This is a genomic window from Streptomyces sp. NPDC002144, assembly GCF_053593695.1.
On the sequence record NZ_JBSFDB010000011.1, the window covers coordinates 201,345 to 214,100 of the forward strand.

Here is a 12,756-nt window from a genome sequence, read left to right on the forward strand (position 1 = left end):
CGGGCTGTCGCGACATGTCGCGCGGCTCTTCCACGGTAAACGAGGCGGGCAGGTCCGGAGTTCCGGAAGAACCCCGAACCTGCCCTTGGAAGACCCGGATCCTGCCCGTAGGGGACTACCCGGAGACGGCGGACGTGTCGCCCGCCCCACCTGCCCGACGGCTACGCGGGAACGATGTTCACCAGCTTCGGCTCACGCACGATGACCTTGCGGATCCCGGCGCCTTCCAGCGCCGCGACGACCTTCTCGTCGGCCAGCGCCACCTTCTCCAGCTCCTCCGCGGAGATGGACGGCGGCACCTCCAGGCGGGCCTTGACCTTGCCCCTGATCTGCACGACGCAGGTCACGGCCTCGTCGACCACGTACCGCGGGTCGGCGACCGGGAAGTCCTGGTGGACGACCGAGTCGGTGTGGCCCAGCTTGCGCCACAGCTCCTCGGCGATGTGCGGGGCCAGGGGCGCGATCAGCAGGACCAGGGGCTCGGCGACGGAGCGCGGCACGGTGCCGCCCGCCTTGGTCAGGTGGTTGTTCAGCTCCGTGACCTTGGCGATGGCGGTGTTGAAGCGCAGGCCCTCCAGGTCCTGGCGCACTCCGTCGATCGCCTTGTGCAGGGCACGCAGCGTGTCCTCGTCGGGCTCGGCGTCGGAGACGGTGACCTCACCGCTCGCCTCGTCGACGATGTTGCGCCACAGCCGCTGCAGCAGCCGGAACTGGCCGACCACCGCGCGCGTGTCCCATGGCCGGGAGACGTCCAGCGGGCCCATCGCCATCTCGTACAGGCGCAGGGTGTCGGCGCCGTACTCGGCGCAGATCTCGTCCGGAGTGACCGCGTTCTTCAGGGACTTGCCCATCTTGCCCAGCAGCCGGGAGACCTTCTCGCCCTGGTAGTAGTAGGCGCCGTCGCGCTCCTCCACCTCGGCGGCCGGTACGGCGATGCCCCGGCTGTCGCGGTAGACGTAGGCCTGGATCATGCCCTGGTTGAACAGCTTGTGGAACGGCTCCGCGGAGGAGACGTGCCCCAGGTCGTACAGCACCTTGGACCAGAAGCGGGCGTACAGCAGGTGCAGCACCGCGTGCTCGGCGCCGCCGACGTACAGGTCGACGCCTCCGTGCGGCATGCCCTCGCGCGGGCCCATCCAGTACCGCTCGATCTCCGGGTCGACCAGCTGCTCGGCGTTGTGCGGGTCCAGGTAGCGCAGTTCGTACCAGCAGGAGCCGGCCCAGTTGGGCATGGTGTTGGTCTCACGGCGGTACTTCTTCGGACCGTCGCCCAGGTCCAGGGTGACGTCGACCCACTCCTCGTTCCGCGACAGCGGGGTCTCGGGCTGGGTGTCGGCGTCGTCCGGGTCGAAGGTGCGCGGGCTGTAGTCCTCGACCTCGGGCAGCTCCAGCGGCAGCATCGACTCGGGCAGGGCGTGCGCGACGCCGTCCTCGTCGTAGACGATCGGGAAGGGCTCGCCCCAGTAGCGCTGGCGGCTGAACAGCCAATCGCGCAGCCGGAAGTTGACCGTTCCCTCGCCGATGCCCTTGCGCTCCAGCCACTCGGTGATGCGCGCCTTGGCCTCGGCGACGGGCAGGCCGTCCAGGGAGATGTCGTCGTTCGAGGAGTTGATGATCTTCGCGTCGTACGACGCGAAGGCGTCCTCCCACGTCGAGGTGTCGGTGCCGCGGCCGTCGGTCGGCTCGACGATGCAGACGATCGGCAGCTCGAAGGCGCGCGCGAACTCGAAGTCGCGCTGGTCGCCCGCCGGGACGGCCATGATCGCGCCGGTGCCGTAGCCCATCAGCACGTAGTCGGCGATGAACACCGGGACCTGCTCGCCGTTGACCGGGTTGGTCGCGTAGGCGCCGATGAAGACACCGGTCTTGTCCTTGGCCTCGGCCTGCCGCTCCACGTCGGACTTGGAGGCGGCCTGCGCGCGGTAGGCGGCGACGGCCTCGGCGGGCGTGGCGTGACCGCCGGTCCACACCTCGTGGGTGCCCTCCGGCCAGGCGGCCGGGGTGAACTTCTCGACCAGCGGGTGCTCCGGGGCCAGCACCATGTAGGAGGCGCCGAACAGGGTGTCCGGGCGGGTGGTGAAGACCGTGATGCGCTCGCCGTCGATCGGGAAGTCGACGCGGGCGCCCTCGGAGCGGCCGATCCAGTTGCGCTGCTGCAGCTTGATCGCCTCGGGCCAGTCCAGCGCCTCCAGGTCCCGCAGCAGCCGGTCGGCGTAGGCGGTGATGCGCATGTTCCACTGGCGCAGCTTGGCCTTGAAGACGGGGAAGTTGCCGCGCTCGGAGCGGCCGTCGGCGGTGACCTCCTCGTTGGCCAGCACGGTGCCCAGGCCCGGGCACCAGTTGACCGGCGCGTCGGAGGCGTAGGCCAGCCGGAACCCGCCCAGGACGTCGGCGCGCTCCGTGGCGCTCAGCTCGTGCCACGCGCGCGTGTGGCCCGGTACGACGCGCTCACCGGTCTCGAACTGGGCGATCAGCTCGGAGATCGGACGGGCCCGGTCCGCCTCGTCGTCGTACCAGGAGTTGAAGATCTGCAGGAAGATCCACTGGGTCCACTTGTAGTACTCCGGGTCGATCGTGGCGAACGACCGGCGCTTGTCGTGGCCCAGGCCCAGCCGGCGCAGCTGGACCTTCATGTTCTCGATGTTGGCCTCGGTGGAGACACGCGGGTGCGTGCCGGTCTGCACCGCGTACTGCTCGGCGGGCAGGCCGAAGGCGTCGAAGCCCAGGGTGTGCAGGACGTTGTGGCCCGTCATGCGCTGGAAGCGCGCGAAGACGTCGGTGGCGATGTAGCCCAGGGGGTGGCCGACGTGCAGGCCCGCACCGGAGGGGTACGGGAACATGTCCATGATGTACTTCTTGGGGCGGGCGACGACCTCCGGGTCGCCGGCCAGGTCACCCTTCGGGTTCGGCGCCGCGTACGTGCCCTCGGCGTCCCAGAAGTCCTGCCAGCGTGCCTCGATCTCGGCCGCCATCGCGGCCGTGTAGCGGTGCGGCGCGACCACCTCGGCGGTGGCAGCGGGGTTCGTCTCGCTCATGATCCTCAAGCTCCATCGGTCGTCTCTGCCAGCGGCTGCTCGTTGCCGAAAACGAAAAATCCCCTCGCACAGGAGGGGACGCCGCGCCGACTCCGACCATCCGGTCCGCCCGGTGGTCGGGACTGATCAGCGCGGCCCGCTAAGCAGAAGGCGTACGGCACGCATGGCGTTAGGGTACCGCAGCGCTTGAGCACGATGCGACGCGCTTCCGTATGGGTCCTTGGCACCGGGCGCACGTCCGGTGCCACAACTGAATCACGGTCAAAGTTACTTCGCGTAACACCCGACACCCGGACATCACAACGACTGCGCTGTCCTTAGGTAACAGCGCAATAACTCAAACCTCGTACCGATCGGTATGGCGCCACTTAGAGTTCGGCAGCGGGACCGCTTTCCCGAAACTGCTCGGAGTTGCCCCCATGAACCCTCGTCGTAGTAACAGCTCGCTCCCCAAGCCCGGCCGGTCGGCCTATGGGGTGGCGACGGCTGTCGTCCTGCTGCTCATACCCATAGTCGTGCTGGCCGGCGGCGACTGGCTGCAGCAGTTTTTGAACTTCGGTGCGGGCGTGCTGTCGCTCGTCCTGCTCACCTGCTCGGTGATCTGGGGCCTGGTGGCCCAGGACCGGCTCATCCTCAACATCCGCCAGCGGATCGTGGCGCAGGGCATCCACCGGGTGACCGCCGTCGCGTCCATCGCGTTCCTGATCGTCCACATCGGCGTCAAGATCGCGCTGGACCACGCCGGCTGGGTCGCGGCCCTGATCCCCTTCGGCATGGTGTTCACCGGCGGCGGTGCGAACCCCGGCAGCGCCACGCTCATCGGCATGGGCTCGCTGGCCGCCTACCTGATGATCTTCGTCGGTGTCACCGGCGCGCTGCGCAACCAGTTCGCCTCCCCCGCGCCGGTCGCCGCCCGCTGGCGTGCCATGCACATGCTGGCCTATCCGTCCTGGTGCGCGGCCTTGATCCACGGCCTGTACGCGGGACGTCCGGCGAAGCCGTTCTTCATGGTGTCGTACGAGCTGTGCGTGGTCGCCGTGGCCGCGGCCCTCGCCCTGCGCTCGGCCCCGCGCCCGTTCAAGCGCAAGGTCGCCGACCGGCTCGCCATGATGCTCGGCAACGAGCCGATGCCCGTCCGGGACGATCTCGAGTCCAGCCGCGCGCGCGTGGCCGAGGCCTCCTCCGCGCTGCCGGGCTACGAGGCCCGCCCGCCGCGCCAGGCGCCCATGGACACGGGGCCCTCCCCCGCCACCGCCGGCTTCTACGACACCGGCTCCTCGCGCACCATGACCCCGGACTCCACCGGCGGCTTCGCGGCCGCCTACCGCGCCGTCACGCCCCAGCAGCGCGCCCAGCAGCCCTACGGAGCCGACCAGACGGCCCGCATGGACCTGCCCATGGACATGCAGGGCACGGGGGGCATCCCGCGCGTGGACAACGGCGGCAGCACCTCGGGCACCTGGCCGGTCCCCACGCCGCCGCCGGTCGGTGAGGCGCCCCCGTCGGCGTACGACCCGATGCAGGACACGGGATACAACATCCCGGCCTATGGCAATTCGGGCACCGCTGCGTACCGGAACAGTGATGTGTACGACACCGGTGAGACAAACAACCTCTACGGGACGTACAACCCGAACGACACGTACAACAGCGGTCCCGCCAATCAACCTCCCGGTGAGTCGTTCGACGCATCGGGTTCGGGCGAACCTTGGAACACGCCTTCCGGAGGCTATAGGTGAACGAGGCCCTGCCCGACGTTCCAGAAGTCCGCGTGGTCGGTCTTCCGCAGCTCACGTCGGGCTTCGACCTTGTCGAAAGACTCGATCTGCCCATGCACCTCAAGGTGCACGGGCCGCTCGACCCCCTCGGCGGCGAGGCACTCGCCAAGCTCGCCGAGAACATCAGTCTGAAGGGCCGCGGCGGCGCGGGCTTCCCCTTCCACAAGAAGCTGCGCTCGGTCGCCGAAGCGGCGATCAAGCGCGGTGTGCGGCCCGTCGTGGTCGTCAACGGCAGCGAGGACGAGCCGGCCTGCCGCAAGGACACGGTGCTCATCAACCGTGCCCCGCACCTCATCCTGGACGGCGCGCTGCTGTGCGCCGAGGCCCTGGGCGCCCGCACGCTCGTGATCGGCGTCACCCGGGAGTCCACCCAGCGCTCCATGGAGGCCGCCCTCGCCGAACGCGGCCTGAGCAACAGCCGCCGCTCGGCCCTCAAGGCGTTCGTCCAGCGCAACCCGGTCCGCATGGTCACCGGCGCGGCCGCGTCGCTGATCCGGTCGATCGACGGCGGCCCGGCGATCCCGCCCGGCCGCAAGGTCAGCGCCTCGCAGAACGGCGTCGGTGGCGCGCCCACGCTGCTGTCGAACGCCGAGACCTTCGCCCAGCTGGCCATCGCCGCCCGCATCGGCCCCGAGCGCTACGGCAACACCGGCCTGTACGACGAGCCGGGCACCGTCATGCTCACCGTCTCCGGCGCGGTCGCCCGCCCCATGGTGATCGAGGTCCCCACGGGCGTGCCGCTGCGCTACGTGCTGCAGCTGGCCGGTGCCCCGCCGGTCCCGCAGGGTGTGCTGACCGGCGGCTACCACGGCAAGTGGATCGACGCGGCGACCGTCAACGAGGCGGTCATCTCCCGCAACTCCCTGGACGCGGTGGGCGGCGCGCTGGGCGCCGGCGCGATCCTGCCGATCAGTCAGGAGACCTGCCCGCTCGGCGAGTCACTGCGGGTGGCGCAGTGGCTGGCCGAGGAGAGCGCGGGCCAGTGCGGTCCCTGCTACCTCGGTCTGCCGGCCGCCGCGCGCGGCATGGAGGACATCATCAACGGCGGCGGTCCGGCCGCTCTGGAGGCCCTGAAGCAGGTCGCCAAGAACGTCAAGCGGCGCGGTGCGTGCTCGCACCCGGACGGCTCCGCGATGTTCCTGGAGTCGACCATCAAGGCGTTCACCGACGACCTGGCCGCCCATGTCCTCGGAAACGGCTGCGGACGGCCCGTGGAGGGCGTTCTGCCGCTCTTCGAGGGCGGCAAGATGCCGACGGGCATCCCGGGCGGCGCGGAGGCCCCCGACGACAACGGTGCCAGCCGCCAGAAGATCTACGTCGACTGGACGCTGTGCCGGGGCCACGGGCTGTGCGCGGACATCCTCCCGGAGGTCTTCGAGCTGGGGGCCGACGGCTTCCCGACCGTCGCCCAGGCGCAGGTGCCGCGCTACGCGGAGGCCAAGGCGGTGCGCGCGGTGCGCCGCTGCCCGGCGCTCGCCCTGCGCATCGAGGAGGAGTCGCCCCGCGACCGCACCCCCGCCCGGAACCTGCCGGTCCTCTCCCAGGGCCGCGGACGGCGCGCCCTGGGCCGCTGAGCCGCACGCACGCGTAGAAGGGCCGCCCGACCGGGCGGCCCTTCCGTTTGCGCCGACTCCCCGGAAGCCAACTCCCCCTGAACGCAGAAAAGATCCCGCCGGATCGTGATGATCCGGCGGGATCTGCTGTGGAGCTAAGGAGAATTGAACTCCTGACCTCCTGCATGCCATGCAGGCGCTCTACCAACTGAGCTATAGCCCCTTGCGGTGTGTTCCGCCCGGTTTCCCCGGCGGCGACGCCAACATTACACGGTCGACCGGGTGGAACACCAAATCGTTTGCCCCCGGCCCCCGCGCGGGACGGGGGTCAGGCCGTGACGAACGAGTAGAACCGCTTGAGCGTGCAGTGTTCCTCCAGAAGACGGCCGTAGATCGGCTCGCCCTCCAGCTCGCGGTAGGTCTCGATCGGGTCGCCCTTTATGATCAGCGCCCGCGCGCATTCCTCGCACCAGTACTGGTAGTCGGGATTGACCGGTTCCATGTCGCGGACGATGGGCGTACCACTGCCGCACCAGTCGCACTTCCGCCTGTGTGCACCCATCGATCAGCTCCAGCTGTGGCCGCAGGCCGTGCACACGTAGGAGATCCCGCCGTTGTCGCCGAGAACCTGCGCGACGTGGGCGGAACCACAGGAAGGGCAGCTCAGGCGGGTGACCGTGTCCCGTGTCGACGCCGCTTCGAGGAGGTGGCCGTCCTCCTCGAGGATGCTCGCAGGCATCACTGCTCCCTCCCGTCGGGCCGCGCCCCCTTCCGGCCGTTTGATTCTGCCACGGCCGGGCCGATACGGTCAGCGACGCCTCAGTACCAGTCCGGACACGGCACCCACCGCGGCCGTACCGGCCAGCGCGAACATGCACGCCAGAAGCGCCTCCGCAGAGGTATACGCCCCCGGGGCCCCAAGTGACTCAAGCCGGTTCAGGAACAGTGTGCCGAACGCGGCGACTCCGGTCAGCTGTCCCAGCTGTGCGACCGTGGCGAGCAGCCCGCTGGCGTCCGCCGCGTCCTCCGGCCGGACCGTGGCCAGCGCGCGCGTCAGGGTCGGGCTGAAACCGAGCGCGATGCCCACGCCGACACCGGCGTACGCCGCGTACAGCGCGGCCCCGCCGTCGTCGCCGCCCTTCAGCAGCAGCCCCACGCCGATCACGGACAGGGCGGTCAGCACGAACCCGGCCGGCGTCAGCAGCCGCTGCCAGGACGCGGGCCAGGAGCGCCAGGTCAGTCCCACGACGCCGAAGACGACCGCCGTCGGCGCGAAGCCGAGGCCCGCGCGCAGGGCGCTGTATCCGAGGCCGCCCTGGACGTGCAGGGTGAGCACGAACAGGAAGCCGCCGTTGACGGCCATGACCGCCAGGATGCGGAACACCGCCAGGCCCATGCCGGGCTGCCGCAGCACCCGCGGGGCGATGAGCGGGGCGCCGCCGCGCCGGGCAAGGCCGGACTCGTAACGGCTGAACAGCGCGAAGAGGACCGCCGCGCAGGCCAGGGAGAGCCAGGACCACAGCGGCCAGTCCTGCTCCTGGCCGAGCACCAGCGGCACCGTTAACAGCGACACGGCCGCGCCGAGCAGCAGCAGACCGGGAAGGTCGAGACCGCGCGCCCGCTCCGGTGCGGCCGAGTCCCTGGCCGGCAGGACCCGGCTTCCGACGGCCAGCAGGACGAGGCCCACGGGCACGTTCACCAGGAACACCGGCCGCCAGCTCGTGCCGAACAGGTCGGCGCTCACCAGGAGTCCGCCGACGACCTGCCCGGCGGCGGCGCCGACGGCGATGACCGCCGAGTACGCGCCGAGCGCCCGGGCCCGGGCCTCGCCGGTGAAGGTGCGCTGGATCAGGCTGAGCACCTGCGGGATCATCACGGCCGATCCGGCGCCCTGCACCAGCCGGAACACGATGAGTTCGGTCGCCCCCTGAGCCAGTCCGCAGGCCAGCGAGGCGGCGGTGAACAGGGCGAGCCCGGCGAGATGGACCCGGCCGTGTCCCAGCCGGTCGCCGAGGCGGGCGCCGGTGATCAGCAGCACCGAGTACGTGATGGCGTATCCGGCGACGACCAGCTGCAAGTCGGAGCCGGAGGCGTGGAGTTCGGTGCCGATGGTGGGGGCCGCGACGTTCACGATGAACACGTCGAGCAGGGCCATGAACTGGGCGGCGAGCACCAGCGCGAGCAGCTGCCGGGACCGTTTGTCAGTGGCGGGGGCTTTACTGGGTGCGGGGTGTGGAGCCGGGACGGAACCCGGCCCCGTCCCGGGCGTGGTCGTCGTCATGCCGTCGAGCCTGACGACGTCTCGGTACCGGTGCCGAGAGCCCGCCGATGCTGGTACTGACAGCACCTGGCAGCGGACAAGCCCGGCATTGAGGATGGGTGTACGACGGGGACGTGACGGGGGACGTGACGATGACGACGACACATCGCAAGCGGCCGGAGCTGGCCGCCTTCCTGCGTACGAGGCGGGCCCGGGTGACTCCGGCGGGACGTCGGCATGCCCCCGGGGTTCAGACGCCGCACACCGGGCCTGCGCCGCGAGGAGGTCGCCCAGCTCTCCGGTGTCGGCGTGACCTGGTACACCTGGCTGGAGCAGGGCCGCCCGATCAACGCCTCCGCGCAGGTCCTGGACGCGGTGGCGCGCACCCTGCGGCTGGACCCGCCGGAGCGGGAGCATCTGTACCGGCTGGCGGAGGTGCCCTTCGAACCGGTCCCGGAGCGGCTGACGCGGTCCGTCGGGCCGGAGGTGCAGGGCATCATCGACGCCCTCGACCCGCTCATGGCGGTGGTCTACAGCTCGCGGTACGACATCCTGGCCACCAACGCCGCCTACCGCGCCCTGTTCCTGGTGCCGGAAACGGCCCGGATCGGCGTGCCGAACGTGCTGTGGACGCTGTTCACGCTGCCGGAGGAGGTCTGCCCGGTGGTGTACCGCGACCGCGAGCTGCCGCTGATGGTGGCGACGCTGCGGTCCTGGTACGGCCGCCATGTGGGCGAGCCGGCCTGGGAGGGGTTCATCAGCGGACTGTCGGAGGCCAGTCCCGACTTCGCCCGGCTGTGGGCGAGCGGCGAGGTGACACCTCCGGGGCCGCGGGTGAAGACGTTCCGTCATGAGGCGGTGGGCGAACTGCGGATGGCCTCGCAGTCGCTCCAGATCGACGGGATGCCGGAGTGCCGCATCGTCGTCTACACGCCCGAGGACGAGGCGGCACGGGAGAAGGTGGCGCTGCTGCGGGAGCGGCGTGAGCGGGTGTGGCCAACGAGAAATCCCGCCTCCTGACGGAGACGGGATTCCTTTGTGGAGCTTGTGGAGCTAAGGAGAATTGAACTCCTGACCTCCTGCATGCCATGCAGGCGCTCTACCAACTGAGCTATAGCCCCGTGTTCCCTCGTTCTCCCCGCTCGGCGGGGTGAACAAGAAGAACTTTAGCCTGCGACCTGCCGGAAAGTGAAATCCGCTCAGTCGTCGTCGCCGAGCACCGGTTCCGGCAGAGTGCCGGCGTTGTGCTCGAGGAGCCGCCAGCCGCGGGCGCCCTCGCCCAGGACCGACCAGCTGCAGTTGGAGAGACCGCCGAGGCTCTCCCAGTGGTGGGAGTCCAGACCGAGCAGGCGCCCGATGGTGGTGCGGATCGTCCCGCCGTGGCTGACCACGACGAGCGTGCCGTCGTCGGGGAGCTTCTCGGCGTGCCGGAGCACCACGGGGGCGGCCCGGTCGGCCACCTCGGTCTCCAGCTCGCCGCCGCCCCGGCGGACCGGCTCACCGCGCTTCCACGCGGCGTACTGCTCGCCGTACCGCTCGATGATCTCCTCGTGCGTCAGCCCCTGCCAGACGCCCGCGTAGGTCTCGCGCAGGCCCTCGTCGTGGGTGACCTCCAGGCCGGTGAACGCGGCGAGCTCGGCCGCCGTGTGGGCGGCGCGCTGGAGGTCGGAGGCGACGATCGCGTCCGGCGCGAGGGAGACCAGCAGCCGGGCGGCCCGGCGCGCCTGGGCCAGCCCGGCCTCGGTCAGCGGCACGTCCGTGCTGCCCTGGAAGCGGCGCTCCACGTTCCACGAGGTCTGGCCGTGCCGCCACAGGATGACGCGGCGGCCCCGCCCGGGGCGGCCGGCGGACACCTCACCGGTGGCGCTCATCACCACTCACCGCCGAGGTCGGCCGCCTCCTCGGCAGCCCGCAGCTTGGCGTGCTCCTCGCCCTTGCCGCGGGTGGCCTTGGCGTCGGCGGGCAGCTCCAGCTCGGGGCAGTCCTTCCACAGCCGCTCCAGGGCGTAGAAGACACGCTCCTCGCTGTGCTGCACGTGGACGACGATGTCGACGTAGTCGAGCAGTACCCAGCGGGCCTCGCGGTCGCCCTCGCGGCGCACCGGCTTGGCGCCGAGTTCCTTCTGCAGCCGCTCCTCGATCTCGTCGACGATCGACTTGACCTGGCGGTCGTTGGGCGCGGAGGCCAGCAGGAAGGCGTCCGTGATCGACAGGACGTCGCTGACGTCGTAGGCGATGACATCGTGCGCGAGCTTGTCGGCGGCCGCCTGTGCGGCTGTGTGGATGAGTTCGATGGAGCGGTCGGTGGCGGTCACTACGTGGCTTTCGGTCGGCGGTCACTTGACACCAAGGGTCTCACGGACCGCCGGGCGCACCCCACGTGATTAAGGGATCACGTGGGGCGCCCGCCGGGTGACTAGGAGGCCGACGACGGCTTGTAGTCCTTGCCGAGGACCACCGAGACGTCGGCGTTCGCGCCGGTCTGGCCCTTGCTCACGGAGCCGGTGGGCAGGCCCAGGGTCTTGGCGACCTCGGTGGCGTTGTCCTTGTCGGCGGCGTCGGAGTAGACGACCTTGGACGTGGCCGAGGCGCCTGCGGCGGTGCCGCCGTCGATGAAGGTGAAGCCGCCGTTGACGAGCGTCACGCGGGTCTTCTCGGTGTTGTCCTTCACTCCGCTGGCGTTCTGCACCGAGACCCGGACGGCGGAGCCCTGGTCGGGGCTCTTGGCGGTGCCGCCGAGGACGTCCTTGACCACGCTCGCGCTCGCCTGGGCGCTGAGCGTGCCGTCGTTCTGCACGGGCAGCAGGGCGGTCTTGTAATCGCCCTCCTTGGCGAGGTCGGCGAGCTTGGCGAGGAAGCTGCCCAGGTCCTTGTCGGTCAGCGACGGGTCGAGGATCTGCGCGAGGGTCTGGACGGTCGTCGTGGCGCCCGAGGGGTCGGAGGACATCTTGCGCAGCACGCCCTGCATGACCTGCCCGAACCGCTCCAGCTGGGCGTTCTCGGCCTCCCCGGAGGCGCGGTAGGTGGCGTAGGCGACGGCCATCTTCCCGCTGAGGGTCTGGTCCTTGCCGCGGTGGACGAGGGGTGCGCTGCCCTTCTTCTTGGCGCTCGGGTCCGGCACGTCCGCGTCGGTGTCGATGTCGATGTTGCCGACGAGGTCGACCAGGTTCTGCAGATAGGGCGTGTCCAGCCGCCAGGTGCCCTCGATGTTGGTGCCCAGGACCGTGTCGAGGGCGTCGCGGGTGCCGGAGGAGCCGTCGTCCTCGACGGACTTGGCGAGCGTGGTCGCGTTGCCCGTGTCGTCCGTCAGGGAGAGGGAGTTGGGCAGCAGCACGGTGGTGCCCTGCTTGGTGGTGGTGTTGTCGACGAGCAGCGCCGTGGAGGTGCCGCCCTTCGCGGTGTTGTGCAGGTGGACGACGATCACGTCACGGTTCTGGGCGCCCGCGGCCGTCGCCGTGCCCTTCTTGGCGCCGGACTTGGACAGCCCGGGCAGCTTCCCGGCGTACCAGAGGTAGCCGACGCCGCCGACCGCGACCAGGGCCAGGGCCACCACGAGGGCGACGAGGCGGCTGCGGGCGCGGCGCTTGGCCTCCTCGCGGCGCTCGGTGCGGTTCTCGGTGAAGTTCAGCCAGTCGATGACGTCCTCGGAGTCACCGTCGGGCTGCTCGACGAAGGCGAACTGCTCGGTGCGGTAGTCCCGTTCGGCGGGGGCCCCGGTGTCGTCCCGTTCGGGTTCCGCCGGGCCGGCCTGCTGCGGGATGTGGGCGGTCTGCTCGGCGACCCGCGGCTGCTGCCCGCTGCTCGCGCTCTGCCCGTAGGGGTCGTACGGGGCGGCGGGCGCGGCCGGTTGGGCGGTACCGGCGCCGTACGGGTCGTAGGACGGGGCGTACGGCTGCCGGCCGGTGCCGTAGGGGTCGTACGCCGGGGGCTGCTGCGGGCCGGTGGCGTACGGGTCGTAGCCGTAGCCCTGTTGCTGCGCGTACGGGTCGTACGGCTGCTGGGGCGCCTGCTGCGGGGCGACCTGCTGGTACACGGGCCGGCCGTACTCGTCGTAGCCCACGAGCTCGTACTGGTTGTCCTGGTTGTCCTGGTCGCCGCCGTAGCCCGCGTCGTATCGGTCGTTCACCGGTG

At 70.6% G+C, this 12,756-nt stretch carries 9 protein-coding genes, 2 tRNA genes and 1 pseudogene; 3 read left to right on the plus strand and 9 right to left on the minus strand.

Going from position 1 to position 12,756, the window contains the following annotated elements; genetic code table 11:
• Positions 1-161: 161 nt before the first annotated feature.
• A complete protein-coding gene (gene leuS / locus ACWCQ1_RS19120) occupies positions 162-3,035 on the minus strand; it encodes a leucine--tRNA ligase (RefSeq protein ID WP_451026960.1) in 2,874 nt (957 codons plus the stop codon).
• A gap of 419 nt (positions 3,036-3,454) precedes the next feature.
• On the opposite strand from leuS, the gene ACWCQ1_RS19125 reads away from it, so the two are divergent.
• Both ACWCQ1_RS19125 and ACWCQ1_RS19130 read left to right on the plus strand, forming a co-directional pair.
• The gene (locus ACWCQ1_RS19125) at positions 3,455-4,774 is read left to right on the plus strand and encodes a cytochrome b/b6 domain-containing protein (protein WP_451026961.1); all 1,320 of its coding nucleotides are present in this window, start codon (positions 3,455-3,457) and stop codon (positions 4,772-4,774) included.
• A complete protein-coding gene (locus ACWCQ1_RS19130; RefSeq protein ID WP_133041030.1) occupies positions 4,771-6,387 on the plus strand; it encodes an NADH-ubiquinone oxidoreductase-F iron-sulfur binding region domain-containing protein in 1,617 nt (538 codons plus the stop codon). The genes ACWCQ1_RS19125 and ACWCQ1_RS19130 overlap by 4 nt, the downstream gene beginning before the upstream one ends.
• Before the next feature lie 129 nt (positions 6,388-6,516).
• Here the strand turns inward: ACWCQ1_RS19130 and ACWCQ1_RS19135 are convergent.
• From ACWCQ1_RS19135 to ACWCQ1_RS19150, 4 genes are all read right to left on the minus strand, one after another.
• A tRNA-Ala gene (locus ACWCQ1_RS19135) sits at positions 6,517-6,589 on the minus strand.
• Between the two features lie 105 nt (positions 6,590-6,694).
• Positions 6,695-6,928 carry a hypothetical protein gene (locus ACWCQ1_RS19140; RefSeq protein ID WP_003976229.1) on the minus strand — a complete coding sequence of 78 codons (234 nt, stop codon included), beginning with the start codon at positions 6,926-6,928 and terminating at the stop codon, positions 6,695-6,697.
• A 3-nt stretch (positions 6,929-6,931) separates the two neighbouring features.
• Positions 6,932-7,105: a hypothetical protein gene (locus ACWCQ1_RS19145; protein ID WP_133041029.1), complete on the minus strand. Its 174-nt coding sequence runs from the start codon at positions 7,103-7,105 to the stop codon at positions 6,932-6,934.
• Positions 7,106-7,174: 69 nt separating this feature from the next.
• Positions 7,175-8,647, minus strand: coding sequence for an MFS transporter (locus tag ACWCQ1_RS19150; protein WP_451026962.1), 1,473 nt, complete (start codon positions 8,645-8,647; stop codon positions 7,175-7,177).
• A 131-nt stretch (positions 8,648-8,778) separates the two neighbouring features.
• Between ACWCQ1_RS19150 and ACWCQ1_RS19155 the strand changes: the two are divergent.
• Positions 8,779-9,646 (plus strand): annotated as a pseudogene (locus ACWCQ1_RS19155) (helix-turn-helix transcriptional regulator).
• Between the two features lie 28 nt (positions 9,647-9,674).
• Here ACWCQ1_RS19155 and ACWCQ1_RS19160 read toward each other — a convergent pair.
• From ACWCQ1_RS19160 to ACWCQ1_RS19175, 4 genes are all read right to left on the minus strand, one after another.
• Positions 9,675-9,747: transfer RNA gene (locus ACWCQ1_RS19160), tRNA-Ala, on the minus strand.
• A 78-nt stretch (positions 9,748-9,825) separates the two neighbouring features.
• Positions 9,826-10,497: a histidine phosphatase family protein gene (locus tag ACWCQ1_RS19165; protein ID WP_358593383.1), complete on the minus strand. Its 672-nt coding sequence runs from the start codon at positions 10,495-10,497 to the stop codon at positions 9,826-9,828.
• Positions 10,497-10,940 carry a ribosome silencing factor gene (rsfS, locus tag ACWCQ1_RS19170; protein ID WP_133041026.1) on the minus strand — a complete coding sequence of 148 codons (444 nt, stop codon included), beginning with the start codon at positions 10,938-10,940 and terminating at the stop codon, positions 10,497-10,499. The genes ACWCQ1_RS19165 and rsfS overlap by 1 nt, the downstream gene beginning before the upstream one ends.
• A gap of 101 nt (positions 10,941-11,041) precedes the next feature.
• Entirely contained in the window at positions 11,042-12,751 is a 1,710-nt protein-coding gene (locus tag ACWCQ1_RS19175) for an LCP family protein (protein WP_451026963.1), read from the minus strand.
• Positions 12,752-12,756: the final 5 nt, after the last annotated feature.

Bases quoted from the DNA above. Each gene is read 5' to 3' on its own strand.
- leuS (WP_451026960.1), bottom strand. From the start codon at position 3,035: ATGAGCGAGACGAACCCCGCTGCCACCGCCGAGGTGGTCGCGCCGCAC.
- ACWCQ1_RS19125 (WP_451026961.1), top strand. From the start codon at position 3,455: ATGAACCCTCGTCGTAGTAACAGCTCGCTCCCCAAGCCCGGCCGGTCG.
- ACWCQ1_RS19140 (WP_003976229.1), bottom strand. From the start codon at position 6,928: ATGGGTGCACACAGGCGGAAGTGCGACTGGTGCGGCAGTGGTACGCCC.
- ACWCQ1_RS19145 (WP_133041029.1), bottom strand. From the start codon at position 7,105: ATGCCTGCGAGCATCCTCGAGGAGGACGGCCACCTCCTCGAAGCGGCG.
- ACWCQ1_RS19150 (WP_451026962.1), bottom strand. From the start codon at position 8,647: ATGACGACGACCACGCCCGGGACGGGGCCGGGTTCCGTCCCGGCTCCA.
- ACWCQ1_RS19165 (WP_358593383.1), bottom strand. From the start codon at position 10,497: ATGAGCGCCACCGGTGAGGTGTCCGCCGGCCGCCCCGGGCGGGGCCGC.